The organism is Fluviibacter sp., from assembly GCF_057744235.1.
This window is the reverse complement of record NZ_JBIJFP010000009.1, coordinates 1-25293: the sequence shown is the minus strand read 5'-3', so window position 1 is coordinate 25293 and position 25293 is coordinate 1. Positions and strand designations below refer to the sequence as shown.

Sequence of the window (25293 nt, the reverse complement as noted above, 5' to 3'; positions counted from 1 at the left end):
AAGCCTAGGCCTCATCCAGATCATCGTCATCGATATGCATGCGATGCAGAAAACGGTGAATCACCGGCGTAAACATGATCGCCGTCGCAGCGATCAGCACCAGACCGCAGAAAATCGCATACAGACCGGCAAAGAGCTTACCTTCCACCGTGACCGGCGCTGCCAGCACGCCCATCCCGGAGAGGATCATGGCCGCACTAACGAAAGAATCGATCCAGTCCAGACCTTCAAAGACATGGTAGCCCGCCATGCCCGCAAACAGCGCCAGCCCGACAATCAGACAGCCCATCAGTATCGAACGCAGCAGACGACCGGCAAACTCCTGACGTGTGGCCAACGGCTCGCTCAAGCGTTCAAAGGCAATAATCTGGGGTATACGCATCGGTGGCAGGCAGTCTTCGCAAAGTCAACAAAAACAATCACCCTCGTATAATAACGGCTTATCCGGTAAACCTCCCACAGACTACCCTTCATGACGCTCGACATTGCCGGACAGGCGATTCTTTTTGTGACCGCGATCATCGCCAATTTTTTCTCAGCCCTCTCCGGCGGTGGCGTTGGCCTCATCCAGTTTCCGATTCTCATTTTTCTCGGACTGAGTTTTGCTGCAGCATTAGCCACCCACAAGGTCGCCAGTGTATTCCTGGGGGTTGGTGCCATTCTGCGCCACATGAAGGAAAGCCATCTGGAACGCCGCGCCAGCCTGATTATTCTGGGGTCTGGCATTCCCGGTGTAATTCTCGGGGCTTCGCTCATTCTCGAGGCCCCGGAAAAGGCGGCGCTCATGGTCCTGGGTGCACTGACCGTCAGCCTGGGCCTCTATTCCATTTTCAAACCCAAACTCGGTATCGACTACGCCCCCAAAAACTGGCATGGCCGCGGCCTCATCCACGGCATGATTGGCCTCTTTGTGGTGGGCTTTCTCAATGGGTCTATTACTTCCGGCAGCGGCCTGTTCCTAACCATCTGGCTGATCCGTCACTTCGGCATGGACTATAAACGGGCCATTGCCTACACTCTGGTGCTCTGTGGATTTGCCTGGAACGGCACCGGTGCCGTGGTCCTCGGCCTGGCCGGAGACATTGCCTGGGACTGGTTACCGGCACTGATCGCCGGCTCGGTCATCGGGAGCTACATGGGCAGCCACATAGCCATTCGCCAGGGCAACCAGCTCGTTAAACGGGCATTTGAAGCCACCACCATTCTGATCGGCTTGAAGCTCCTGTTCATCTAAAACCCCACTGATTTATGCCTATTCAGGCCTATAATCAAAGCATTATTGGCACCAGTTTTAAAGGTTATGGCATGAATCTGGAAAAAGTGATTTTTGGTTTTTTTATTGTACTGGCGGCAACGCTCAACTTCGGTTTTTTTATTGGCGACATCGACCGACCGGAGTTACACCACATCTATGAACTCTTCGCTGCCATCGTGGTCAACCTCATTGCCACCACCCTCAAGTTCGGCGACCGCACCCAGATCGGTGCCATTCATCTGGCCACCAGCCTGGTCGCGGATCTACAACTGATTGCTGCCGCCATCACCTGGGGCGTCTCCGTCCACGTGCTCGGCCTGGGTATGACGCCTGAAATTACTGCTAGTGTCGTATCACTGTCCGGCGGTGCCCTGTTCGCTAACGTGGTCTCGGTCATTCTATTAATTGCCGAAACACTAATGATGCGTCGTTAAGACAGCTCGCATGAACGACAGCGTGCTCTTTCTCGTGCTGCGCCGCATGCGGGCGCCGCTGATCGTCATGATCCTGATCTATGCGATCTCGATCTTCGGCCTCGTGCTCATTCCCGGTGTTGATGCCGCAGGTCGGCCAGCACCACCAATGTCTTTTTTCGATGCCTTCTACTTCATCAGCTACACCGCCAGCACCATCGGCTTTGGCGAAATCCCCAATGCTTTTTCCTACGGGCAGCGCTTCTGGGTCACGGTCTGCATCTATCTCACAGTAATTGGCTGGACCTATGCCATTCTGAGTATTCTTCACCTGCTCAAAGATGATGGTCTGCAACGGGCCCTGGCAACCAACCATTTCGGCCGCAAGATCCATAACCTTGCCGAACCCTTCTGCATCATCTGCGGTGCTGGTGAAACCGGCAGTCTGATCTGTAAAACCCTCGACCAGGTACAAATGCGTTTTGTCGTGCTCGACACGCGGCTTGAACCCCTGCAGGAGCTGGATCTGGGCGACTATGCGGCCGACGTACCGGCACTTCATGCCGATGCCCGTGAACCACACTTCCTGCTTCTGGCCGGACTTCGCCATCCGCATTGCAAAGCAGTCCTGGCGGTAACAAACAACGATGATGCCAATCTCGCTATCGCCATGAGTGTGCGACTGCTCAATCCCGGCATCCCCGTCATTGCCCGCGCCGAACACGCCGCCACCGCTGCCAATATGCACTCCTTCGGGACTAATTTTGTCGTTGACCCTTATGCCCTCTTTGCCCGTCGATTAGCGCTGGCCATGCGGAGCCCACCGAGTTACCAGCTGGTTGAATGGCTGACCCGCGTACCAGGTAGCCCACTGCCTGAGCTCCAGAAACCGCCCACCGGCAAATGGATCATATGTGGCTACGGACATTTTGGTCGCGCCATCGTGCAGCATCTCGACACCTTGGGCATGCACGATGAAGTACGCATCATCGACCCGCGCCCAACGACGCCAGATGACCACCTGAGTATTGTCAGTGCCGGTACCGAAGCTAGCCCCCTCATTGATGCCGGCATTCGCGAAGCCGTTGGCCTGGTGGCCGGATCTGATAACGATATCAACAACCTGTCCATTGCCATTACCGCCCGCGAACTCAACCCGGATCTCTGCATCGTCATGCGTCAAAGCAGCTCCGGTAACTCACAACTCTTTGAAGCCTTTGACGCCGACCTGACCCTGATCACGACTGAAACTGTCGCTCATGCCTGCCTCAGCTTCCTGACCACGCCGCTGCTCTCGCGCTTTATCCGTGAAGTGGAAAAACAGCTCCCCGAATGGTCGCAGGCAGTCATCGAACGGCTGTCACCACTGTGCAGTGGTGTCGTGCCCTTTGTCTGGACCACACGAATCAACCGCAATAAAACACCCGCCTTATTCAGCGCGCTTCAGCATGTCGGGAACAACGTCACGCTGGCGGCACTCATGACCTCCAATCGCTGCCGAACGGATCGTCTCAAACTCATGCCGCTCATGCTGGAACGCGCCGGTCAGATCACACTACTGCCAGAAGACTCGATGCCTCTGCACAGCGGTGACAAAATCATCTGGGCGGGTAGTCGCACCGCATGGAACGAACAGAAACTCACCACCGGGTACGGTAACGCACTGAATTTCGTGCTCACCGGCAGCAACAGTACGGGTAGTTGGCTGGGTAAATACCTTAATTCATGATCACCAAGCCCCGACGGCTGAACACCACTCTCGTTCTTGTGAGCACCCTGCTTGCCGGTTGCGCCTCATACAGTGGTGCTGGCTTAAAACCGGGTGCCAGTGTAGCCGAAGTCGAAGCCACGATGGGGCAGCCCGCCATGAGTTGGAAGAACCCACAAGGACAGATTCAACAACTCTCCTACCCGCGTGGGCCGGCGGGTTGGGTGAGCTTCATGGTTTATTTTGATGACAACGGCAAAATGACTCGCAAAGAGCAAGTGCTCGATCTCAAACACTTTACCGAAATAAAAGTCGGACAAACCCAGGAACAGGTACTACGTATTCTTGGCCCCTACCGGGACACCTACCGCTTCCCGCAGAAGCAAGCACTGGATTGGAACTGGGGCTGGTGCGATTCAAGCCTGCTGCGCATGGCCTACACCGTCAGCTTTAATCAAGACACCCTATTGGTACAAAGCACCGAGATTTGGCCAGATCCCTTCTATCAGCGCGGCGGCATGTACTCCACGTATTGCGAACCGTGGACAGGTGATGGTTCTTTTGAAAACCCTTAGCCTAAATTAAAGAACGGCTTCAAGACCTTTACGATCGACCAAGTTCAACAATTTGAAGGACGTGCCTCGCGGATGTTTCTTACCACCTTCCCACTGCACCACGTTAGACAGTGTGGTGTTCAACACAGCGGCGAAGACCGGTTGACTAAGATTTAAGCGGGTACGCAAGTTCCTAATTTGATCACAATCATAATCAGGAATGGGCTCAAGACAGAGCGCATCGTATTCCTGCATTTTGCGCTTATCGATAAAACGAGGCGGTGCAAATATCGTCGATCAGGACTCCGATAGCAATAGCTATAACCTGACGTGGTCGAACGGGTATCTCAACGCCAACCAGAGCTTCAAACTGAAGAATACCTGGGGCGTCTGTGATCAGGCTCCCCATCAAATACCACGTAATGCAACTAAGCTGAGGCGGCCACCTGTGACAAGTATGGTTATCTATTAATAGACTTCGCCAATCATCGTTTGACAATTTTTATGCTGCTGCTAAGGTTACAAAAGACGAGGAGCATACATGCCTACAGATCAATTAATTGCTAACCCATTATGGCGCGCTGACACAACGGAAAGCGCCAAAGATCTGATTGCTCGCGCTAAGTCTAACGCACACATGACAGAGTCTAGGGCCTTACGGGTTGCGGTCGCTGAGAACCGAATAACACGAAACCAAAACCACAAAATGTAAAACCCCTGGGAGCTTTCACTCACAGGGGTTCTGGAATCTGTTGGTGGGCGGTACTGGGATCGAACCAGTGGCTTCCACCGTGTGAAGGTGGCACTCTACCGCTGAGTTAACCGCCCAACGAAGCGCGGATTATAGACAACAAGTGCGTAGATCGCAATCCCTGGGAAAACCACACGGTCAGGAACCAACAGAGCCGGTAGAATTGCGCTTTTACATATTACCCGGATTGACTCATGGTTCGCACCCGCTTTGCCCCATCCCCGACTGGTTTTCTGCACATTGGTGGCGCCAGGACGGCGCTCTTCTCCTGGGCTTTTGCCCGCCATCACCAGGGGCAGTTTGTACTGCGTATTGAGGATACCGACCTGGCACGTTCGACCCCGGAAGCCGTGCAGGCCATTCTGGATGGCATGCAGTGGCTGGGGCTGGCCCATGATGAAGGCCCGTTCTACCAGACACAGCGTATGGACCGTTACAAAGCCGTGATTCAGCAAATGCTGGAAGCCGGAACGGCCTACCCCTGCTACACCACCCCGGCCGAACTGGAAGCCCTGCGGGCCGAGCAAACGGCCCGTGGTGACAAACCCCGTTATGACGGCCGCTGGCGCCCGGAGGCCGGTAAAACATTGCCGCCGGAGCCGGCGGGCATCAACCCGGTGATCCGTTTCCGCAATCCGACTGATGGCGTGGTGGCCTGGGATGATCTGGTCAAAGGACGGATCGAGATTAGCAACGCCGAGATGGATGACCTGATCATTGCGCGCGGAGACGGCACGCCCACGTATAACTTCTGTGTGGTGGTGGATGACTGGGACATGGGGATTACCCAGGTGATTCGTGGCGATGACCATGTCAACAACACGCCCCGCCAGATCAATATTCTCAAGGCACTGGGTGCGCCCGTCCCGGAATACGCGCACCTGTCGATGATTCTGGGGGATGACGGTCAGAAACTCTCCAAGCGCCACGGCGCCGTATCGGTCATGCAGTATGACGAAGAAGGCTACCTGCCGGAAGCGGTGATCAACTACCTGGCCCGACTCGGCTGGTCGCATGGGGATGATGAAGTGTTCAGCCGCGAGCAGTTTGTGGCATGGTTCGATCTCAACCACATCACCCCGTCAGCCGCCCAGTTCAACACCCAAAAGCTGAACTGGTTGAACGCCCACTACATCAAGCAGGCCGACAACGACCGGTTGTGTGCCGATGTACGCCGCCGGCTGGCCCAGAGAGACGCCACGGATACGGGGTTGCCAATGGTGGAAGGCATTGTCGCGCTCTACAAGGATCGGGCCCAGACGCTGGTGGAACTCACCGATGCCGTGGAACAGCTTCAGGGCCGCCCGCAGCCGACCGAGGAACTCAAAACCCAGCATCTCACCGAGGCTACCCGCCCTATTCTGGCCGCGTTTGCCGGTGCACTGGCAACAGTCTCTTGGGATGTGCCGGCCATTGCCGCTGCATTGAAAGCCACGCTGTCCGAGCACGGTGCCAAGATGCCGGCACTGGCAATGCCGGTGCGTTTGGCCCTCGCCGGACAAACGCAAACGCCGTCGGTCGATGCCCTGATTGCCCTGTTTGGCCGCGATGAAGCACTGAACCGCATCAATGCCCTACTCGCCGCTTAATGACTTGTCGCAATCAAATCAGCGGGTTGCAAACTTTGTGAGGATTTCTTCAAAAAAGCTTTGCAATCCACGGAAAAGATCGGTATAGTTCTGCCCTGTTCCTGCTGTACCGCGAATCTTTCGGGGGTATAGCTCAGCTGGGAGAGCGCTTGCATGGCATGCAAGAGGTCTGCGGTTCGATCCCGCATACCTCCACCAGTTCGAAGTATGGCAAGAACGTGACGTTAGCAGTATCGACGTCCCCATCGTCTAGAGGCCTAGGACACCGCCCTTTCACGGCGATAACCGGGGTTCGAATCCCCGTGGGGACGCCACAATTTGTTGCGCGGAAGTAGCTCAGTTGGTTAGAGTATCGGCCTGTCACGCCGAGGGTCGCGGGTTCGAGCCCCGTCTTCCGCGCCAACAATCCCTTGTGGAAATAGCCTCCAGAGACTCGTTAGTAAAGCAAGATGTGAACCGCCTCCCGGCGGTTTTTTGCTTTCTGCGACCTCTTTCGTTCTGACGCCACACCCCGTGGTGCACTGCCGTACAATAGCGGTTTGACCCGACGCTGCCTGACATTGATTTGATGCAACTACGCGCCCTCACCGTTTTCCTGATCAGCCTCTGTGCCCAGTGCGCCGTTTCGGCCGCAGCGCTGGCCGCTGACCAGTCAACGGGTGTGGTCGCTCCCGATAAATCCCCCATCAGCTGGGCCCGTGCTGTCAACACCCGTCCCGGTCGTGAAGCACCGGACCTGATGGAACGTCTGCGCGATGGCTTTGCCATGCCGGATCTGGATAACGAGCTGGTTCAGAAGTACCAGAGCTACTACATGAAGAATCCGGGTGCCATGAGGCGCCTGCTGGAAAATGGACGCCGTTACGCGTATTTCGTGCTCGAAGAGCTTGAGCGTCGCGGCATGCCGAGCGAACTCGCCCTGCTCCCCATGGTGGAAAGCAGCTATAACCCGAAAGCCATGTCACCGGCACGCGCTGCCGGCCTCTGGCAGTTTATTCCCTCCACCGGTCGCAGCTATGGGCTGAGCCAATCCTGGTGGGAAGACAACCGCCGAGATGTGGTGTCATCAACCGGTGCTGCCCTCGACTATCTCTCCTATCTGTTCAACCTGATGAACGACTGGCATCTGGCCCTGGCCTCCTACAACTGGGGCGAAGGTTCGGTGGGTCGTGCCATCGCCAAGAATCAGGCTCAGGGTCTGCCGACCAGCTATGACGACATCCGCATGCCGGCCGAAACCAAAAACTACGTGCCGCGTCTGCAGGCCATCAAGAACATTCTGCGCGATCCCCAGCTGGTCGCACAGCTGGGCCTGCCCGTGTTGCCCAATCGTCCGTACTTCGAATCGGTGGCGCTGTACGGCAAGCATATCGACTTGGATACGGTTGCCAAGCTTGCCAACATCAGCGTCGATGAAGTGAAGGCTCTCAATCCCGAGCACGCCAGACCGGTGATGAAGGTGGAGACCATCAATCTGCCCAAAGACCGCGTCACCCAGTTCAAGAGCAATCTGAATGCCCACCAGGAATCAGAAAAGCCGCTCTCACGCTGGGGCAGCTACACCGTGCAACCCGGAGAAAAACCCGAGCGCATTGCCGGCAAATTCAACATGTCTCTGGCCCAGTTGCAGGAAGCCAACGGCATCTCCATGAAGTCTTTGGGCAAACCGGGCCAGCCCCTGCTGGTACTGACCGATAGCGCCCCTGAGGCCTCCCAGGCTGCCACCTCGCTGACCACGATGAACGACAACACGCCGGTAAACGTGGCAGAGAGCGACAAGCCAACTCCGAGCAAAGACACGACCAAAGAAAGCAGCAAAGGGACCAGCAAAGAACTCATTAAATCGGCCAGCAAAACAGAAAAAACAACGAAGACCAGTAACGAGAAGTCGGTGGCACCGAAGAGTAGCAACACCAAATCTGCGGGCAAGACTGATGCCAAGGCCGCAGCGCCCAAAAACGCCAAACCTCCCGCAAAGAAAAACGAGTCGAAGAAAAACGGCAAGAACTAATACTGCCGTAGCATGTCTCGTGATTTAGCGAATACGCGGCACCGAGGCCAACAGTGTTTGTGTATAAGACTGCTGCGGATGTTGTAATACCTGATCGGCTGTACCGGATTCCACAAGCCTGCCCGACTGCATGACCAGCACCCGGTCTGCCAGATAGCGCACCACGCCGAAATTGTGCGTGATGAACAGGTAGGCCATGCCGGTCTCTGCCTGCAGGCGCTCTAACAGGTTCAGGATCTGTGCCTGCACCGAGACATCCAGTGCCGAGGTCGGCTCATCGCAGATCAGGACTTTAGGTGAAACGGCGAGCGCTCGGGCAATAGCAATCCGCTGACGCTGCCCACCCGAAAACTCGTGCGGGAAGCGGTCCAGCGCTTCCGGTGGCAAACCTACGCGATCAAGCAGGCGGATGAGCGCTGGCCGATCATAGGCAGCCGCCGCCAATCCGAGTGCACGCGGCCCTTCAGCCAGCACATGACTGATACGCTGCCGCGGGTCAAGCGATGCAAACGGGTCCTGAAACACCATCTGCACATCGCGTCGCCAGCCCGCAGGCGGCCGTGCACCCTCACCTGCAATCGCTGTGCCGTTGAGCAGAATCTGGCCCGATTCCGCATCAATCAGACGCAGAATGGCCTTGGCCGTCGTGGTTTTACCACAACCGGACTCGCCCACAATGGCCAGCGTTTCACCCGCTTTCAAATCAAAGCTGAGCTGATTGACTACCGGGGATGCCAATGCCTGGGATGGACGCGAACGACCTCTCAGAAGCGAAGCCATACGAGGTAGCCAGCGCTGATGCGCCGACGAGTAACGGATCACCAGATCCTTGACTTCCAGCACCGTGCCTGCCGGCGTGACCACCACCGTATCCCTCAGGGCATCATGTCCTATCTGCGAATTGGCATGGCCGATCTCAGAATTGATCAACTCGCCAACACGCCAGCAACGGGCGAAGTGCGGCGTTGGTCTCTGCTCGCACGCATCCGGTAGATGTACCCACGGTGGCGCCTCTTGGTCACAATGCGCTTCGGCCATAGCGCAGCGCGGTGCAAAACGGCAGGCCAGAGGCCACGCCCCAAGTGGAGGGACACGGCCCCTGAGCTGCGACAGTGGCTGTCCTGGTTGCGCACGTTCGGGTAGTGCCGACAGCAACGCACGGGTATACGGATGCGATGGCTGTGACAGCACATCCGCCACAGGGCCGGATTCAACAATCTGGCCAGCATACATGACCGCCACACGGTCTGCCCGTGCGGCGACAACGGCCAGATCATGGGTAATAAGCAGTACCCCCATCTGGCGCGCTTGCTGCAAAGACTGAATCAGATCCAGAATCTGGGCCTGCAGGGTCACATCCAGCGCCGTGGTCGGTTCGTCAGCCAGCAACATCGCCGGGTCACCCGCCAGAGCCATGGCAATCATGGCGCGCTGTTTCATCCCCCCGGAAAGCTCGAACGGGTAAGCCATGGCTGCGCGCTCAGGGTCCGGCAAGCCCACCTGTACGAGCAAGGCCCGCACTTCCGCCTGAAGCGCCGCTGCCGGCAGACCACGATGCCATGTCAGCACCTCGGCGATCTGAGCACCAATACGCATCACCGGGTTGAGGCTGGTCGCCGGTTCCTGAAAAATCATGGCCATGCGCCGGCCCCGAACTTGCCGCATACGGTCTTCACTCACGCGTAACAGGTCTTCCGGTCGACCGGTCTCCGGGTTAGCCAGAAAAACGTGACCACCCTGCAGGCGTGCCGCCCCGGGCAAAAGCCGCATGAGCGCCAACGCCGTCAGTGATTTCCCGCAACCGGATTCCCCCAGCAGAGCAAGCGTTTCACCGGCGTATAGTTCGAAACTGATGTCACTCAGTGCATCAACGACACCCGACACGCCCGACACGGGGTCATGTCGCGTAAAACCCAGGGACAGATTGCGCACCTGAAGCAGCGGCCGACTCATGACTGGCCCTCCGATCGGGGATCCAGAGCGTCCCGGACCGCATCGGCCAGCAGATTGGCGGCAAGCACCAGCAATACCATGAACAAAAACGCTGCCGTCAGGGACCACCAGACTACGGGTTCGCGTGATAGCTCCATGCGGGCGTTATTAATCATCAGCCCGAAGCTGAACATGGTGGGGTCTACCCCGATGCCGATGTAGGACAGCACGGCCTCCGCCAGCACCAGCGACGAGAACTCCATGACCAGCGTAATGAGAATAATCGGGAAAACATTGGGCAGAATATGCCGCAACAGTATCTGCACCGCACCGACACCGAAGGCACGCGCGGCCTGCACGTACTCATATTCACGCATTTTGAGGGCTTCGCCGCGCAGCAGCCGGGCAATGCCAGTCCAGCTCGTCATGCCGAGAATCACACACAAGGCAAGCAGCCGCACATCGCCACGCTCCACCGCAGTCGTGAACCATTCGGGATGATTATCAATCATCACCTGAATACTCAGCACGGCCGCGGCAATCAGCAACACACCGGGAATGGCACTGACCGTGGTATAGACATACTGGATGGCGTCATCGATCTTACCGCGGAAATACCCGGCAGCAAGGCCAAGAACGATGCCGATGGGCAGCGTCACCAGCGTGGGCACCAGACCGATGACCAGCGCGGTTCGCAAGCTTTTGAGTACCTGATACAACACATCCTGGCCGACCTTATCCGTTCCGAATACGTGAAAGTTCGTACTTAGTGCGGTCAGAATGCCACCCGTCACCAGCAACAAGGCCAGAGTCGTCCGCACCCAGCGCCACGATTGCACGTTGGCCACAGATGCGGCCGGAGTGCCTTTACGGCGCAGCAACCGCATCAGGCTATGACCCGCTAGCCAGGCCACCAGAAACAACACCCCTCCCATGAGTGCACCGGCACCCATCCGGTAAAGCACATCCGACCAGTAAGCCGTCGCGGGCACTGGACCGGGCGGAAACGCCGCCCCTGCCACACGCAGACGCGGGGCTTCACGACGGACTTCCACTGAGCCATCCGGCAAACTCAACGTCACCGGTTCTAGGGCAGACAGATTCGTCGCCATCGGTGCCGAATAGGTTTTTTCATGCGCTTTTCGTAGATCGGTGAGCAGCAGGTCCAGCACCGACCGGACCTCAACGCTGTAGCGCACTGCACTGTTCGTGCCTGTTGCAGGCAACGGCTCGCGCAAGTGAATCGAATCGAGCAAGGCAAAGCCAGCGGCCACGGCCAGCAAAACCGCCGACACCACGGCCAGGCGCTGGCGGAATACCCGCTGCCACATAGCCCGTTGCAGGGGTGAGCGGAGGATCACGGCCAGCGATAGCAGAAAAAGCACAAACAGGCTCCACAACAGCACATCGGTGGCCAGCCAGACCCATAGACTCTGATGGAGGGCATGTAGAAGTTCGAGCATCATCCCCCCTACTTCAGCCGGATTCGCGGATCGACCAGGGTGTACGACACATCGGTCAGTATCAGGCCGGCCAGATACAACACCGATCCGAGAAAGACCATCGCACGGACCACCGCGAAATCCTGGGCCGCAATGGCATCAATGGTGTAACTGCCCAGGCCGGGAATACCGAAAAAAGACTCCAGTAACAGCGAACCCATGAACAGTGACGGAATCACCACCACCACACCGGTCAGAATCGGAATCAGGCCATTTCGCAGCACATGCCGGAACAGCACCGTCGTCTCCGACAGGCCCTTGGCACGTGCCGTGCGCACGTAATCTTTGGCGATTTCTTCCAGAAAGAGGGTTCGATACCAGCGGGTCGACCCCCCGATACCTGCTACCACAGCAACCAGCACAGGGAGCACCAGAAAGTGCCAGGCCACCAGCGGATTACTCGAATAACCGGAAATGGGCACGAGCTGTAGCACACGGGCAAACAGAAACTGGCCACCGATAATGAAGAATAGTGACGAAATCGACATCAGGCCGACACAGAGAACCACACCGGTGCGATCCAGCCAGGTTCCTCGGAACAAGACAAGAAACAACGCCAGACTGACGGTCAGCCCCAGGCCAATAACAAAGGTCGGCACGGCAATCGCCAGCGAAGGCCCCATACGTTCACGAATCTCGCGGCCGATTTCACGGCCGTCTTCGCTGCGGCCGAAATCTCCGGCAAACAGTCTGGCCGACTTTTCAAAGAAAATAGTGTCCGTGATCTGTGTAAAGCCCTGTGCTGATTCGTTCACAAACAGGGGTTTGTCATACCCCCGTTCAGCCTTCCACTGCTGGATAGCCTCGGGCGTCACGCGTTTGACCCCTAGTTGCATGCGGGCCATGTCATCAGGACTGTTCACCATGAAGAACAGCGCAAAGGTGATGAGATTCACCCCGATGAGAATCGGAATCGCATACAACAGGCGACGGAGCAGATAGCCGATCATGGGCGCGTCCTTACCGGTTGTCCAAACGCATCAAGTGCCGAACGCGCCCGATAGGATTTCAAGGCCGGCCAAAGAAGGAGCAACAGCCCCCCAAGGATCAGCAGAAATGGCCAGCGCAAGGGTTCGTTCCATTCGGTTCGAAGTGCTGCACGACGCTGCACATCCACCCGCTGGTATTTGAGCGTGTTATTGGCAACATTATTGGGTTTGAGATTGTGCAGCCAGCCCTGACGCAGCACATAAGACTTCGGATAGAACCAATAGACCCAGGGCGCGTCCTCCCGCGCCAGCCGGAGCATCTGATTAATCACGGCCTGCCTTGCCGGTCCATTCGGCATATGCTTCATCTGACGGAACAAGCGGTCAAACTCCGGGTTGTCATAGTTCGCCGAGTTTTCGCCGCCATGGGCAACTTTGCCCTCCGGGCCGTACAGCAGAAACAGAAAGTTTTCCGGATCCGGATAATCCGCATTCCAGCCCATAAAGAACAACTGGGCACTCCCCTTACGCAGTTTTTCCTGGAAGCGGTTGAAATCGGTACTGCGCACCACGAGCTGGATGCCGAGCTGATTGAGCTGACGCGACATCCAGTCCATGGTCGCCTTATCGCCAAGACCACCCGATGTCGTGTCCAGATTCAGTACCAGCGGCTGACCGGTCTGTGCGTCACGGCCATCCGGCCATCCGGCCTTGACCAGCAGCGCTTTGGCCTCATCGAGCGGTCGCCGGTGCGGCGCACCATCTTTCCATTGGTATACCACCGGATTGATTCCTGCCTCCCCGTCCTGATACCCGAAAATACCCGGCGGGATCGGCCCCATGGCCGGTTGACCACGACCGTTCAGAAAGATGGAAATAAACTCTTCCTGATCGAGCACCATGGAAAGTGCCTGACGCAGGTAACGGGCACGCTGCTGCTCCTGCGGCGTTTTGCCGCCAACCACCGGATCGGTCAGATTGAAACCCATGTAGTAAATCGAAGTCCGCACCGAGGTCTGTAGCGCAATCCCCTGCGCCGACATCGACGGAGAGACATTCACATCGCCATTGATATTGACGCGGACCGCCTGATCAAAACTGTCCGATGAAATGCCGGAGAGATCGTAATACCCCTGCAGAAACTTGTTCCAGTAAGGCAGACTTTCCTTTTCCCGGCTGTAAACCACACCATCCAGCAACGGCAAACGGGCATTGCAGTCCTGGAGCAAACCTGCCGTCGAATCGCCCGCCTCACCATGGCACGGATAACGCTCATCATGGAAATTCGGATTCCGCTCCAGCAGAATGCGTGCATTCGGGTTGTTATGCGTCATCATGAACGGGCCGGTACCGACCGGCCAGCTATCAATGCTCACATTGCCGGAACGCAGCGCGGTTTGACCGTAGAACTGGTCGACTTCACGCGGTACCGGTGCAAAGAAGTTCATGGCCAGCCAGTAGGTGAACTGCGGGTACTTACCCTCTAGGGTAATCTCCAGCGTCTGGTCATCCAGTGCCACCGCACCCGGTAAATCGAGTGTATCCAGATCGACCCACTGACCGGGCGTTGCCTGCACCCGTTGTTTAATTTCAGCGGACAACGCTTTCAGGCCGAGGATGTGTTCTGCCATCGTGCTGTAAATCGGCGAATGCACGGTCGGGTTCGCCAGACGCTTGATCTGATAAACGTAATCCCGGGCTTTCAGAGTTTGCGTACCGGGATCGGGCAAGGCCATGGGACCAGCTGGCGACTGCAGGGAACGGGCCTCAGCCGCGCTTAATGCCATATAACGTAGCGTGCCATCTGCGAGACGGCTAAAGGCCGGGTGTGGTTGATAGCGGATATCGGGTTTAAGCTTGAGGCGATAGACCGTACGCGCCACCTGCTCGGCACTGGCCGCTTCGGTTAACGGTCGACCCGCCGCATCGTAATAACGCACCTGAGGCATTTCAGTCAGGGTTGTTGGCATCAGCGAATAAGGTCGCTGCAAATAATGATACTGAAGCGGCGGCTCATAGATCTGGGCAATGAAGCCAATCTCGCTATCCGTGTAGGAGACTGCCGGGTCCAGATGCTTGGGGCGCTCGGCAAAGGCGCTATATAGACGATTAGCGCCGCGTTCCGAGGCCGGATAGGGGTCGTTCCACTCGCTACCGCAGCCAGCCAGGGTCAATATGACGCCCAGCATGAGCAACCATCGCCAGCCGTACGTAGAAAATGACAGAAAACGCATGGCAAGAAGTCTAACTGATCTACCCCGTCTTCGAAGTATAATTAGACCTTATTCTTTATCCGGTCATGCCGTCTAATGGCGTTCGAGGAGTCACTATGGGTTTTCTTGCTGGCAAGCGTATTCTGATTACCGGTCTGCTGTCCAAACATTCCATTGCTTATGGCATTGCCAAAGCGTGTCATCGTGAGGGTGCCAGCCTGGCCTTTACGTTCCAGAACGAACGTTTTATAGACCGCGTTTCCAAGTTTGCCGAAGAATTCGGAAGCAATCTGGTTTTCCCGTGTGATGTCAGCAATGACGCTGAAATCGATGCCCTTTTCGTCGAACTGGGCAAGCATTGGGACGGCCTGGATGGTCTGGTCCATTCCATTGCCTACGCACCTGCCGAAGCCCTGGAAGGGGATTTCCTGGATGCCATCACCCGTGAAGCCTCGCAGATCGCCCACGACATTTCGGCCTACAGCTATGCCGCACTGGCCAAAGCCGCCCGTCCGATGCTGCTGAAAGGCAATAACCCGGCCCTGCTGGCGCTCTCCTATCTGGGTGCCGAACGTGTCATGCCCAACTACAACGTCATGGGTATGGCCAAGGCCAGCCTGGAAGCCGCAACACGCTACATGGCCGTGGCTATGGGCCCGCAAGGCATTCGCGTCAATGCGGTTTCGGCTGGTCCGATCAAGACGCTGGCCGCCTCCGGTATCGGCAACTTTGGCAAGCTGCTGGCCCATAATGCCAAGGTAGCCCCGCTGCGCCGCAATGTGACGACCGATGAAGTTGGTAACGTCGCGGCCTTCCTGCTCTCTGACCTGGCCAGCGGCATGACGGGTGAAATCACCTACGTTGATTCGGGCTTCAATATCACGGCACTGGGTCACGAAGAAGTTTAATCCTTCTCCAGTGCCAGTAAAAAGGCCAGGTGCGGAACCTGGCCTTTTTGTTTCTAGCGCATGACCAGCATTATTTATCGACGTCTGATCGCTTGGCAATCTTGACCGGGTGACGTTCACGCAAGGCTACCATCAGGCTCACCACATCGGCCTGCTGCAGAAAACGCTGATAGGCTGCACCGATCTGCGCACGCTTTTCATCATTCAACCCTGCACCGGCTTTAACGGCACTGACCTTATACAAGGCAAAGCCTTCGCCACCCGACGGCGCACCGGCATAACCCGGCAGTTTGTCTGCTTCAATGCCGCCTATCAGTTGCACGGCATCGGGCACTAGGCCATTGGGCTGCAAACGGCTCACGCTGCGGGGATTGGACCATTTCAGATCGGCTACGGTTTTGCCCTCCTTCAGTGCCGCGAGCTTGCCTTCGCCGTCCGCCGTGGCTTTTTCTACGGCGGCCTTACGCGTCAGGAAGCTACGGATATCGCCAGCAACACTCTCGAAGGGACGCATACCCACCGGTTCATAGGCCGCAACACGCACCGAGACCAGTACATTGGGCGCCACTTCGATGGCGGCGCTATTACGACGGTCCTTCAAACTGGCCGGGTCAAAAATCGCCTGCAGCACCTTGGGGTTGGCCAGCACGCCCTGGGCACCCTGTCCATTGGCACTGATCCAGCCGCTTTCCTCGATTTTCAGGTTGAGCACCTTGGCCACATCCTTGTAGCTGTCTGATTGCTCATACACCATGTTGCTGAAATTTTCCGATTCCTTGGCCACCACCTTAGGGTCGTTAAGAACCACATAGGCGACTTTCACGCGCTCCGGTGTCTGGAACTGCTTGCTGTTCGATTCGTAGAACTGACGCACCAATTCATCACTCACCGTGACTGTCTTCAGATAATCGGTAGCCGAAATCACTGCCACGGCCACTTCACGTTCCTGGGTTTCTGCAGCAATGATCTGATCCAGCTGGGTACGCGACATCTGGGTCGTTGCCGCCACGCCGCTGATCAGCATCTGCTGGGTCAGATCGCGCCGCAGATTCTGCTCGAAGGAAGTTGGATTCATGCCCTGAGCACGCAGCACCTGCTCGTACTTGGTCGGGGAGAATTTGCCGTTTTCCTGAAAGGCCGGAATCTGGGCGATCAGATCACGCAACACGACATCGTTCGCCACCAAGCCCAGACGCTCTGACTCAACCAGGAGCAGACGCTGCTCGACCAGTTCATTCAGAACGCTCTGACGAAACTGCGGTGACTCGAACAGCTTGGCATCAACCGAACCACCCTGTCGGCTGCGGATCTGGTCGGCACGTTCACGCATGGCCACATCCAGTTGCTGCATGGTGATTTTGCTGCTGCCGACACGCGCCACTTCATCCGTCGAGGCGGCATCCTTGAAATACGAATCAATGCCCCAGAAGGCAAAGGGCAAGGTAATCAGCGCCAGCAGAATCTGGACAAATTTGCGGTGTTTGTTAACGAGATCAAACATAAAACAACCTAAGTGTTGGATTGAAGACGGATTTTACGACGGGACATGACACTGCGCAGCAACGTCATGCCAAGGACAATCATCAGCACCGGGTCAAACAGATAATCCCAGAGGTTATCGGAAGCCAGGCCGTGCAGCGAAAATATGCCAAGATCCAGGCCGAGCAGCACGGTCAGTGCCGGCGCGCTGCGCCCCCGCCAGGCCACCCAGGCTGTTAAGCCTAGCAGCAACGGCCAAGGTTGATAGCCGAACGCATACGGATCAAAGGACCCCGAGCCAAGCGCCAGGACATAGAACACCACCATGCCCACCCACAGGATGAGTCGGCGTTTAAGCGGCATTTCGGTCTGGACCCAATACTGAAAAGCATTAGGAAACCCCAGCCAGACAAAGAACAAGACCCAGGTAGTCGGGCTCAGATCATTCACAAAGCCATAGACATAGCGCCAGAGAATCTGATCACCCACCGGCACCAACATCAGCAAGCTCAGCGCACAGACCCAGATTCGTGTCCGAAGATAGGGCAAAGAAAACAGACGAAGGACAAGATGCTGGCTACTCATTGCGCAATCACCGGGCTATAGGCAGAGGTGTTCGCAGACACCGGCTGGTTCAGCCAGGCCTGCGTAAAGCGCGCATGGCGAATGCCCTTGCGCATCCAGGTGTAGACCAGATGGATCATGCCCGTGCGGTCCTGAATCAATGCCGGATAGGAAAACTCATCCCGGTCATTCGGGCTTTGTTCGATCATGCGTACTAGGGACCAGGTGCTGCCCTGATCCTTCGAACGCAATAGGGCGAGCTGGTTTCGATTGCCCCCGATCGGATTACAGGCCATCAGTAACGATCCGTCCTTGAGGCCGATCATGGCCACAGCCGAGTTCGGATTAGGTATCGCCCGGGCAGAGGCCCCCTGCCAGCTACGCCCACCATCCCGGGTTTCGCTCCATTGCACCTGGTTCTCACCCGGGCCGGCATCACGCAACGCCGCAACCGCATGGGTCGGTGTCAGTGAGACCACCGCCGGTTGTAATGTCGCACGCGGCATGGGCATGCGTTCCTTGGCCAATACCCGACCCGTTGGATCAAGACGCAACCATTCTCCGTGCTTGGTGATGAACTCGTGATAGACCGGCAACCCGAGGCTGCCATCGGTGAGCCAAAGCCCCGGGTTCCGTACAAGGGTACTCAGGTTGAAAAACGGGCTGGTCACGATACGCTGCGCCGGTGTCCAAGCCTTACCGCCATCATCCGAATAGGCACGGTTAAGCGCACTCCCCGCCCAGCCCCCATAGGACACGCTGACAAAAAACAGATGCAGACGGCCAGGCTCGGTGACCAGCAACGGGTTACCCAGTTTGCGGATATTGCGTCCCAGCTGGTTCTCGGCCTGTTGCCGGGTCAGCATCTCCTGAGCCGGCATCCAGTCAAACCCGGCTCGCCATTCCGACTGATACAGCGACACATCCGCAGCACCCTCACGGCTTCCGCCAAACCAGGCCGCAACCAGCGTGACAGGTGCCAGCGCCGCTTCATGCTTTGCAATTGGCAGGCGCGTCCCAGGCAGCACCTCGGCCACCGTTGCCGCGTGGGCCGAAGGCGTCGGACGGGGTAGATCCGTCCAGGTAAATGTGGCGGGCAAGGCGGCCGCCTGCTTGGCAGCATCGGCAGCCGGTTCAGATTCACTGAAAACGGGTTGCTCCGGCAAGGTCGACGTTAAAACAGCCGCACCCAGACCTGTGACAAAAACAAGGGTCGGAACCCAGCGACTAGCCATGGCAACGCTGGAAAGGTGCTAACGGGATGATCATCATGGCGGTATTTTATCCCAAGGGCGGGTATCATTCAGGCTTTGCTGGCTTAATTAATCATCTACATGGATATTCGATTCCAACGCGCTGTTGATAAATATGCAGGTGTGCCGTTGTGCGCCCTGTTTACCGCCTGGGATTGGTGTCTGCGCAAACTGGGGCTGCGTCGCCAAAGAGCCGAAGTACCCCGCCGGATTCTGGTGATTCTGCTGTCGGAAATGGGTAGTCTGGTTCTGGCAGAACCGATGTTCCGCAAGATCAAGGCACGCTATCCGGGGGCCGAGCTGCACGTGATGCTGTTCGCCAAGAACCGGGAAGTGCTGGATTTGCTGCAAGTGGTCCCCAGAGAAAACGTGATCACCCTCAACGACGGCGATCTCAAGAGTTTTGCCGGCGACCTCTGGGAAGCCCTGCAAAAAATGCGTGCTCTGCGCTTTGACGTGGTCATTGACTGCGAACTCTTTGCCCGCGTCAGCAGCCTGATTGCCTATATGAGCGGTGCTCCCGTATTGGTGGGCTTCGAACCTCATACCCAGGAAGGCCTCTATCGCGGCGGCTATCTGACGAACCCGGTGATGTATAACCCCTACCGTCATCTGAGCCATCAGCTTCTGACCATGGTAGATGCCATCGACAGTACATCACATCCGGCCGGCAAGTCGGTGCCGGAAGACACGGCAATCCTGCCGCCGACCCTGGTGTTTAACGACGGTGAAGTCGCCGCCGAAACCACCCGGCTGGAGGCAGACTTCCCGACGATTGCCGGCAAGCCACTGGTGCTGATCTACCCGAGCGGTGGCATTCTGCCCATCCGTGCCTGGCCGCTGGAAAACTACTACCGGGTGGCGGATCATTTTCTGCAACAGGGTTATGCGGTAGGCGTGATCGGCCTCAAAGGTGACAAAGCCTTCGGCCAGGCGGTACTGAATCACTGCCGCCACCCGATGTGCGTGGACCTAACCGGCTACACCCGTTCGGTCCGTCACCTGCTGGCGCTCTTCCATCGCGCCGCACTGCTGATCACCAACGATGGTGGCCCCGGCCAATTTGCCGCAATGACCCCGATCCCGACCATCATTCTGTTCGGTCCGGAAACCCCCCGGCTGTATCGTTCTTGGGCCAAAAACGCCTACTTTTTCCATCAGCCGCTGGCCTGTTCGCCCTGTCTGACTGCCTATAATCACCGCATGTCCCCCTGCGATGGAGACAACCAGTGCCTCAAACAGATCACCCCCATTCAGGTGCTGGATAAAGCACACGAGTTGCTGGGCTTACCATCGGCTGCCCATCCGGTGGCATTCACGCTCGAAGCGCACTGATCTCGCAGCCGCATGCAGTCGTTGATCCAGACCCTCCAGAATCTACCGGTCATCGGTGCCTTCTTCCGCCCCCGCTTTATCAAGTTCGGCATCGTGGGTGCGTCGGGAGTCGTGGTCAATCTGGCCGTACTCTATGTCGGCCAGGAAATGCTGTTCAATGAAGTCCCGCAGGAAACTCTGCGCCTCAATCTATCGCTATCTCTCGCGATTTTTGTTGCGACGATCAGCAATTTCTTCTGGAACCGTCGCTGGACCTGGCATGACCGCAAGGCACAACGTACCGTACCGGTGGTTGTCCAGTTCGGCCAGTATGCGCTCGCCTGCTGGGTCGGTATTGCCGTGCAGTTCGGCCTGACCAATCTGTTTGCGCTCTTCCTGCACTATCTCATGGCCAACCTGCTGGCCGTTGTCATCGCCAGTGTTTTTAATTTTGTGGCCAATGACTTCTGGACTTTCGGGCGCTTCAAGATGAACCGCGCGGCCCGCGAGGCCCACACACAGACACCGCACGCGCACGAATGAGCCGCAAGAAAACGGAAAGCTCCGCCCGTTCGGCTAAGACAACTGCCACGTCTGCGCGGCTATCGACCTCGCCATGGGCGCTGATCTGGGGTGTGGCCATCCTGGTGATGGCCATCATCACTTATTTCTTCGGGCTCGATAGCCTGCAGATCCCCAAGAATGGCGACGAGTTTCCCTACGCCCACATTGCCCGCCTGACGGCTGACAGCGGTCACTGGCTCCCCTTGCAATCGACACTCGACCACATGCGCAACACCAAGCCACCGATGCTCTTCTGGCAGGGTATTCTGAGCACCAACTGGGGGCAGGACTGGACGCTCTGGCAGCTGCGTTATCCGAACGTCCTTTACACCCTGGCCACGGCCCTACTGGTCGGCCTACTGGGCTGGAAGATCAGCCACAGGCATGTACTGACCGGCATGCTGGCGGCGCTCGTCTGGCTCGCTTTTTTTAGCACTTACCGCTTTGGTCGCCCCTATCTGACCAATGCTGGCGAAGTCTTCTGGCTCTTCATGCCCTTCTTTCTGCTGCTCTTCGGTGGCCGCAAAAGCTTTGATTCACGGATGGCTATCCCGCTCATGATCGCTATCTGCATCGGTATCGGCCTGCTTTACAAATCCTTTGCCCTGTTGCTGCCGGTGGGTGTTGGCCTGGCCTTCTGGTATTTGCGCTACCGCCACTACCGCCTCGGTGAATTTATCCGCCGCGACCTCCTCAAACTGATCCTGATCGCTGCGCTCTCGCTCGGCATCTTTGCCCTGTGGTTTGCCTTCGACCCGGACCCGCAATCGGTCTGGAACGAATTCGTCATCGGCGAAAACGCCGGCAAATTCGACCCGCACGGCCCAAGCTATCTCTCGAAAATGTTCTGGGGTGATGGCAGTATCTGGACGCTACTGCCGGGCTATGGCCTCAATGCCGGGCTGCTGGCGGTTATTGTATTCGGCACGATCGCCCTGGCCCTCTGGCGGCTCTTACGCAACAATGATCTCGGCCAGGATGAAAAGTTTCTCTGGTGGTGGGTGCTCATCCTCTTTGTGGTGTTCTGCATCCCCAGCCAGCGCTCCAGCCGTTACCTGCTGGAGGCCATGCCAGCCCTTGCCATTCAGATAGCTCTCGTCTGGTTCCGTCTTAACCGCTGGCTGCTCTTTACTACTACCCTCATCTGCGCCATTGCCATCGGTGCCATAGGCTATCTGGGCTGGTTATTGCAGCATGATGTCGGTCAACCGCTGTATTCAGGCACCGAAGGCGTGCTGCTTGCCATCGTGGTCAGCATTCTCGCGCTGGCGCTGCTCATCCCCCGCATGCTGTCCTGGGTTACCCTGCCTGCGGTGTTTGCCGCCTATCTGACACTCACAGGTTTCCTCAGCGTTTTCGACGGCCCAATGGGGCGTTATGCCGAAAAGCTGCAATGGCAGGTTGCCGGACAAACCATCTGGGTCCCCTACAACTTCAACGCGGCCTACGAGCAATACCGTTTTCTACTGCCCGGTGCGGATATACGTGGCTATCGCAGTGACGCCGGAATGTCCCTGGAGGTGCTACGCCAGCACTACCCGATGCTGATCGTCCAGCAACCACTGGATGCGCCTATCTGCACCGACTGCCGGATACTGGGTGAACGCCTGGAGCTCAAGGGACGCCAGAGTGATGAGGAAATCAAAGCCATGCTGCGTGGCGAAGTGGCCCGACATCTGTTCCTGCGCGAACTGCTTATCGACAACCGGCCTTCAGGCGGCTGATCGCCAGATCCAGCGTCTTGCGGGTACAGGCAAAGTTGAGTCGGACAAAATCCGACCCACCGGGTAGAAAATCCTGCCCGGCCGATAGCCCGAGACCGGCCTGCTCGAAGAAGGCAGCTGCCGTCAGGCCGCTCGGCCGTGCGATGCCTGAGGCATCAATCCAGGCCAGATAGGTGGCTTCCGGGCTGTGCATGCTCAAACCGGGGATCTCCCGGATGGCACGCACCAGATGATCCCGGTTATCCCGCAGATAGCGCACCACCGCATCCCGCCAGGGCACCCCCTGGGTATAGGCGGCCACCATCCCGGTATACCCCAGCACATTGATGTGCGGCACAATGCCGGCCATGGCCCGCTCGAACCTGCGGCGCAATGTTGCGTCCGGCACCACGGCAAACGATGCGCCCAGTCCGGGAATGTTATAGGTTTTGGATGGGGCAAACAGGGTAATCGTTCGCCGGGCAATGTCCGGCGACAGACTGGCCAATGGGGTATAAGGACACCCCTGCTCCAGCACCAGCTCGCAATGAATATCGTCCGAACAGATAATCCAGTCACGCTGTTCGGCGATATCGGCAAGAGCCAGCAGTTCATCGCGTTGCCAGACCCGCCCAACCGGATTATGCGGATTGCACAGCATGAGCAAACGGGTGGCATCATCGGCAGCCGCCAACATGGCGTCGATATCCCACTGCCATTCGCCAGAATCGGCAGCCTGGGTAAGTTCAAAAGTCTGTAAACGGCGATTGCTTAAATGCGGCGCCGACATGAACGGCGGATAAATCGGTACCGCCGTCAGCACACCATCCCCTGTCTCACCTACGGAACGGCAGGCCACGTTGAGACCCGTGACGAGGCCGGGCAACCAGACCAGCCAGTCGGGATCGACCTGCCAGCCGAGATCTCTGGAAAGATGCAGCAATATCGCATCCACCACCTTGGTAGTCACCTGCGGGTAACCCAGCACGCCATGAGCAATCCGCTGCCTCAAAGCTTCGCGGATGGGTGGTGCTGCCGCGAAATCCATATCGGCAATCCACATCGGCAGGATGTCAGTATCGGCATACTTACCCCATTTAATGGCGTCATTCAGGGGCGGGGTTTGCCGATCAATCTCGCGATCAAAATCAAATTCGTTCATGTGCGCATTATGACGATAAAACCCGAAAGCGACTTAAAGATCAACTCGTCTCAGCCTTGAGAATAGCGCCGTTTAGAACCTATAGTTCATCTTAGCTGTTCCTGATTGCCCAACAAATCCCTGTCCCGCCTGAGCGCTGTACTCGAGCTTAACATCGACCTGCTCACCACTAAAAACCTGTATACCGGCATTTGTACTAAACAGAGCACTAGGTGCCTGCGCACTAATTTGGTACGTGCCACTGTTAGCCCCAACAATCGATGCAGCAATATTAGTTGTATTGTTGGTAATAAACATCGCACCAGCCGATATGAATGGGCGGATCCAAGATTCTTTCTTCGAACTCAGATCGATACGCCCACCGACCTCAACCATAGGGGATGCAATGAAATTGAAGCTGTTCTGAGTGCTGTATTGGAGCGGTACTGCTTGAGTAGCGCCGGTTTCTTGGTATGACGGCGTATGTATCCAAAGGCCATCCAAATCTAGGTAGGGCTTGATATACGTGTTTCGTGGCAGGTTGAACTGATACGCGTTTCTGGCTCTTACACCTCCATAATAGGCATTGCTATGTGACGTCATGTTGTAGTTTTGGCCTGTAAAGAAGTCTGTGCTGTATCGGTTATTAGACTGGCTAGACACACCAAATGCGCCAGAAACGCCAAGGTAGTAATCCCCAATGAGTTTCTTGATACCAACGGACACATCACCCACATTGGCCGTTGCACCGAAATTAGTAGAAGACGAGTTCGTCTGGCCGAAACGCCCCGAGGCGCCTACAAAGGTGTCTGTGGCAATTCGGAACTGTCCACCAATAGAGAACGTATTGTCATTAGCGCGATAGCCGGGATTGTTATCCGAATATGCCTGGCGCAATTGGCCACCGTTGTACTTACCCCATACGCATTCCGTCTCGCCGTATATGGTGCCATTTTTTTCGAATGTGGGACAGCTCAAAGCGTTACCCAACATGCTGTTACCCGTCATAACAACCGTCTGTTGTTGTATGGTCATAGCAGCACCATTCAACGTATTCAGAGCATTTTTGAGATCAACTGAAGCACCATTGGAGACTAAACTACCGATTGCTTTTTCTATCCCTGGGTCACCCGCGTTATAAGATTTAACAACATAGTCGAGAAAGTTCTTTTGGTTTTGGGTAAATGAATAACCCGCAGGATTAGAAGTGGTACCCTGGTATTGAGCCACAAGATTGTTACCCTGCTGTTGCAAGCCCCAGAGCACTAGGGGTGAAGTATCACTGATACTAATCGGAGTGGCGTCAACCCCATCCGCGCTCGATAAAAAACCACCTTGGGCAGTGACCAGTAAAACTGTCTTTCCAACCGTAGGAAGTGTATTGCGAGGGTGTCCTGAATTTTGTGTAAACGGTCATTTGGCAGGAAACTGCCGTATTGACCGGAGGCACCATGAGCAGCAAGAAACACGACGTACCTGAAGCATTACTCACATCTTTACTGGCGAACTA

21 protein-coding genes and 4 tRNA genes are annotated in these 25293 nt (G+C 56.7%); 13 read left to right on the top strand and 12 right to left on the bottom strand.

The annotated features are described in order from the left end of the window. Nucleotides 1-4: 4 nt before the first annotated feature. Nucleotides 5-382, bottom strand: coding sequence for a hypothetical protein (locus tag AC3GOJ_RS06290; protein WP_488236616.1), 378 nt, complete (start codon nt 380-382; stop codon nt 5-7). 90 nt (nt 383-472) lie between these two features. On the opposite strand from AC3GOJ_RS06290, the gene AC3GOJ_RS06285 reads away from it, so the two are divergent. The 4 genes from AC3GOJ_RS06285 to AC3GOJ_RS06270 all read left to right on the top strand — a co-directional run bounded on the left by AC3GOJ_RS06285 (nt 473) and on the right by AC3GOJ_RS06270 (nt 3951). Beyond that, on the top strand, nt 473-1234 hold the full coding sequence (locus AC3GOJ_RS06285; RefSeq protein WP_488236615.1) for a sulfite exporter TauE/SafE family protein: 762 nt from the start codon (nt 473-475) through the stop codon (nt 1232-1234). A 71-nt stretch (nt 1235-1305) separates the two neighbouring features. After that, nucleotides 1306-1689: a DUF6394 family protein gene (locus AC3GOJ_RS06280; protein WP_488236614.1), complete on the top strand. Its 384-nt coding sequence runs from the start codon at nt 1306-1308 to the stop codon at nt 1687-1689. Nucleotides 1690-1699: 10 nt separating this feature from the next. Further along, a complete protein-coding gene (locus AC3GOJ_RS06275) occupies nt 1700-3397 on the top strand; it encodes a potassium channel family protein (RefSeq protein ID WP_488236613.1) in 1698 nt (565 codons plus the stop codon). Beyond that, a complete protein-coding gene (locus tag AC3GOJ_RS06270; RefSeq protein WP_488236612.1) occupies nt 3394-3951 on the top strand; it encodes a hypothetical protein in 558 nt (185 codons plus the stop codon). The genes AC3GOJ_RS06275 and AC3GOJ_RS06270 overlap by 4 nt, the downstream gene beginning before the upstream one ends. Before the next feature lie 6 nt (nt 3952-3957). Here the strand turns inward: AC3GOJ_RS06270 and AC3GOJ_RS06265 are convergent, their stop codons facing one another. Together AC3GOJ_RS06265 and AC3GOJ_RS06260 are read right to left on the bottom strand one after the other, a co-directional pair. Continuing rightward, nucleotides 3958-4185: a helix-turn-helix domain-containing protein gene (locus tag AC3GOJ_RS06265; protein ID WP_488236611.1), complete on the bottom strand. Its 228-nt coding sequence runs from the start codon at nt 4183-4185 to the stop codon at nt 3958-3960. A gap of 498 nt (nt 4186-4683) precedes the next feature. Next, nucleotides 4684-4758: transfer RNA gene (locus AC3GOJ_RS06260), tRNA-Val, on the bottom strand. A 117-nt stretch (nt 4759-4875) separates the two neighbouring features. On the opposite strand from AC3GOJ_RS06260, the gene gltX reads away from it, so the two are divergent. From gltX to AC3GOJ_RS06235, 5 genes are all read left to right on the top strand, one after another. Then, the gene (gene gltX, locus AC3GOJ_RS06255) at nt 4876-6270 is read left to right on the top strand and encodes a glutamate--tRNA ligase (protein WP_488236610.1); all 1395 of its coding nucleotides are present in this window, start codon (nt 4876-4878) and stop codon (nt 6268-6270) included. Nucleotides 6271-6392: 122 nt separating this feature from the next. Then, nucleotides 6393-6468, top strand: a tRNA-Ala gene (locus AC3GOJ_RS06250). A 40-nt stretch (nt 6469-6508) separates the two neighbouring features. Next, nucleotides 6509-6584: transfer RNA gene (locus tag AC3GOJ_RS06245), tRNA-Glu, on the top strand. An 11-nt stretch (nt 6585-6595) separates the two neighbouring features. After that, nucleotides 6596-6672 (top strand) — tRNA-Asp (locus AC3GOJ_RS06240). Nucleotides 6673-6838: 166 nt separating this feature from the next. Next, nucleotides 6839-8281, top strand: a complete 1443-nt coding sequence (locus AC3GOJ_RS06235; RefSeq protein WP_488236609.1) for a transglycosylase SLT domain-containing protein — start codon at nt 6839-6841, stop codon at nt 8279-8281. 24 nt (nt 8282-8305) lie between these two features. On the opposite strand, the gene AC3GOJ_RS06230 is transcribed toward AC3GOJ_RS06235, so the two are convergent. From AC3GOJ_RS06230 to AC3GOJ_RS06215, 4 genes are read right to left on the bottom strand one after another with little or no spacing between them, the layout of a single operon-like run. Beyond that, the gene (locus tag AC3GOJ_RS06230; RefSeq protein WP_488236608.1) at nt 8306-10234 is read right to left on the bottom strand and encodes an ABC transporter ATP-binding protein; all 1929 of its coding nucleotides are present in this window, start codon (nt 10232-10234) and stop codon (nt 8306-8308) included. Further along, nucleotides 10231-11679, bottom strand: coding sequence for an ABC transporter permease (locus tag AC3GOJ_RS06225; protein ID WP_488236607.1), 1449 nt, complete (start codon nt 11677-11679; stop codon nt 10231-10233). Before AC3GOJ_RS06225 ends, AC3GOJ_RS06230 begins: the two co-directional genes overlap by 4 nt. A 5-nt stretch (nt 11680-11684) precedes the next feature. Beyond that, nucleotides 11685-12665, bottom strand: a complete 981-nt coding sequence (locus tag AC3GOJ_RS06220) for an ABC transporter permease (protein ID WP_488236606.1) — start codon at nt 12663-12665, stop codon at nt 11685-11687. Beyond that, the gene (locus AC3GOJ_RS06215; RefSeq protein ID WP_488236605.1) at nt 12662-14878 is read right to left on the bottom strand and encodes an ABC transporter substrate-binding protein; all 2217 of its coding nucleotides are present in this window, start codon (nt 14876-14878) and stop codon (nt 12662-12664) included. The genes AC3GOJ_RS06220 and AC3GOJ_RS06215 overlap by 4 nt, the downstream gene beginning before the upstream one ends. A 95-nt stretch (nt 14879-14973) precedes the next feature. On the opposite strand from AC3GOJ_RS06215, the gene fabI reads away from it, so the two are divergent. After that, nucleotides 14974-15765 carry an enoyl-ACP reductase FabI gene (gene fabI, locus AC3GOJ_RS06210; RefSeq protein ID WP_488236604.1) on the top strand — a complete coding sequence of 264 codons (792 nt, stop codon included), beginning with the start codon at nt 14974-14976 and terminating at the stop codon, nt 15763-15765. A gap of 70 nt (nt 15766-15835) precedes the next feature. Here the strand turns inward: fabI and AC3GOJ_RS06205 are convergent, their stop codons facing one another. From AC3GOJ_RS06205 to AC3GOJ_RS06195, 3 genes are read right to left on the bottom strand one after another with little or no spacing between them, the layout of a single operon-like run. Beyond that, complete coding sequence (locus AC3GOJ_RS06205; protein WP_488236603.1) at nt 15836-17266, bottom strand: peptidylprolyl isomerase; 1431 nt, start codon at nt 17264-17266, stop codon at nt 15836-15838. Nucleotides 17267-17274: 8 nt separating this feature from the next. Beyond that, the gene (locus AC3GOJ_RS06200; RefSeq protein ID WP_488236602.1) at nt 17275-17829 is read right to left on the bottom strand and encodes a hypothetical protein; all 555 of its coding nucleotides are present in this window, start codon (nt 17827-17829) and stop codon (nt 17275-17277) included. Next, complete coding sequence (locus AC3GOJ_RS06195; RefSeq protein WP_488236601.1) at nt 17826-19043, bottom strand: sialidase family protein; 1218 nt, start codon at nt 19041-19043, stop codon at nt 17826-17828. The genes AC3GOJ_RS06200 and AC3GOJ_RS06195 overlap by 4 nt, the downstream gene beginning before the upstream one ends. Nucleotides 19044-19142: 99 nt before the next feature. On the opposite strand from AC3GOJ_RS06195, the gene AC3GOJ_RS06190 reads away from it, so the two are divergent. From AC3GOJ_RS06190 to AC3GOJ_RS06180, 3 genes are read left to right on the top strand one after another with little or no spacing between them, the layout of a single operon-like run. Then, nucleotides 19143-20396 carry a glycosyltransferase family 9 protein gene (locus tag AC3GOJ_RS06190; RefSeq protein WP_488236600.1) on the top strand — a complete coding sequence of 418 codons (1254 nt, stop codon included), beginning with the start codon at nt 19143-19145 and terminating at the stop codon, nt 20394-20396. 12 nt (nt 20397-20408) lie between these two features. Next, entirely contained in the window at nt 20409-20918 is a 510-nt protein-coding gene (locus tag AC3GOJ_RS06185; protein WP_488236599.1) for a GtrA family protein, read from the top strand. After that, entirely contained in the window at nt 20915-22663 is a 1749-nt protein-coding gene (locus AC3GOJ_RS06180) for an ArnT family glycosyltransferase (RefSeq protein WP_488236598.1), read from the top strand. The genes AC3GOJ_RS06185 and AC3GOJ_RS06180 overlap by 4 nt, the downstream gene beginning before the upstream one ends. Here AC3GOJ_RS06180 and AC3GOJ_RS06175 read toward each other — a convergent pair. Continuing rightward, nucleotides 22635-23804: a MalY/PatB family protein gene (locus AC3GOJ_RS06175; RefSeq protein ID WP_488236597.1), complete on the bottom strand. Its 1170-nt coding sequence runs from the start codon at nt 23802-23804 to the stop codon at nt 22635-22637. The two genes, AC3GOJ_RS06180 and AC3GOJ_RS06175, sit on opposite strands and share 29 nt — an antisense overlap. A gap of 72 nt (nt 23805-23876) precedes the next feature. Further along, nucleotides 23877-25013, bottom strand: a complete 1137-nt coding sequence (locus tag AC3GOJ_RS06170) for an autotransporter outer membrane beta-barrel domain-containing protein (protein WP_488236596.1) — start codon at nt 25011-25013, stop codon at nt 23877-23879. Nucleotides 25014-25293: the final 280 nt, after the last annotated feature.

Bases quoted from the DNA above. Each gene is read 5' to 3' on its own strand.
- AC3GOJ_RS06290 (WP_488236616.1), bottom strand. From the start codon at position 382: ATGCGTATACCCCAGATTATTGCCTTTGAACGCTTGAGCGAGCCGTTG.
- AC3GOJ_RS06285 (WP_488236615.1), top strand. From the start codon at position 473: ATGACGCTCGACATTGCCGGACAGGCGATTCTTTTTGTGACCGCGATC.
- AC3GOJ_RS06280 (WP_488236614.1), top strand. From the start codon at position 1,306: ATGAATCTGGAAAAAGTGATTTTTGGTTTTTTTATTGTACTGGCGGCA.
- AC3GOJ_RS06275 (WP_488236613.1), top strand. From the start codon at position 1,700: ATGAACGACAGCGTGCTCTTTCTCGTGCTGCGCCGCATGCGGGCGCCG.
- AC3GOJ_RS06270 (WP_488236612.1), top strand. From the start codon at position 3,394: ATGATCACCAAGCCCCGACGGCTGAACACCACTCTCGTTCTTGTGAGC.
- AC3GOJ_RS06265 (WP_488236611.1), bottom strand. From the start codon at position 4,185: ATGCAGGAATACGATGCGCTCTGTCTTGAGCCCATTCCTGATTATGAT.
- gltX (WP_488236610.1), top strand. From the start codon at position 4,876: ATGGTTCGCACCCGCTTTGCCCCATCCCCGACTGGTTTTCTGCACATT.
- AC3GOJ_RS06235 (WP_488236609.1), top strand. From the start codon at position 6,839: ATGCAACTACGCGCCCTCACCGTTTTCCTGATCAGCCTCTGTGCCCAG.
- AC3GOJ_RS06230 (WP_488236608.1), bottom strand. From the start codon at position 10,234: ATGAGTCGGCCGCTGCTTCAGGTGCGCAATCTGTCCCTGGGTTTTACG.
- AC3GOJ_RS06225 (WP_488236607.1), bottom strand. From the start codon at position 11,679: ATGATGCTCGAACTTCTACATGCCCTCCATCAGAGTCTATGGGTCTGG.
- AC3GOJ_RS06220 (WP_488236606.1), bottom strand. From the start codon at position 12,665: ATGATCGGCTATCTGCTCCGTCGCCTGTTGTATGCGATTCCGATTCTC.
- AC3GOJ_RS06215 (WP_488236605.1), bottom strand. From the start codon at position 14,878: ATGCGTTTTCTGTCATTTTCTACGTACGGCTGGCGATGGTTGCTCATG.
- fabI (WP_488236604.1), top strand. From the start codon at position 14,974: ATGGGTTTTCTTGCTGGCAAGCGTATTCTGATTACCGGTCTGCTGTCC.
- AC3GOJ_RS06205 (WP_488236603.1), bottom strand. From the start codon at position 17,266: ATGTTTGATCTCGTTAACAAACACCGCAAATTTGTCCAGATTCTGCTG.
- AC3GOJ_RS06200 (WP_488236602.1), bottom strand. From the start codon at position 17,829: ATGAGTAGCCAGCATCTTGTCCTTCGTCTGTTTTCTTTGCCCTATCTT.
- AC3GOJ_RS06195 (WP_488236601.1), bottom strand. From the start codon at position 19,043: ATGGCTAGTCGCTGGGTTCCGACCCTTGTTTTTGTCACAGGTCTGGGT.
- AC3GOJ_RS06190 (WP_488236600.1), top strand. From the start codon at position 19,143: ATGGATATTCGATTCCAACGCGCTGTTGATAAATATGCAGGTGTGCCG.
- AC3GOJ_RS06185 (WP_488236599.1), top strand. From the start codon at position 20,409: ATGCAGTCGTTGATCCAGACCCTCCAGAATCTACCGGTCATCGGTGCC.
- AC3GOJ_RS06180 (WP_488236598.1), top strand. From the start codon at position 20,915: ATGAGCCGCAAGAAAACGGAAAGCTCCGCCCGTTCGGCTAAGACAACT.
- AC3GOJ_RS06175 (WP_488236597.1), bottom strand. From the start codon at position 23,804: ATGAACGAATTTGATTTTGATCGCGAGATTGATCGGCAAACCCCGCCC.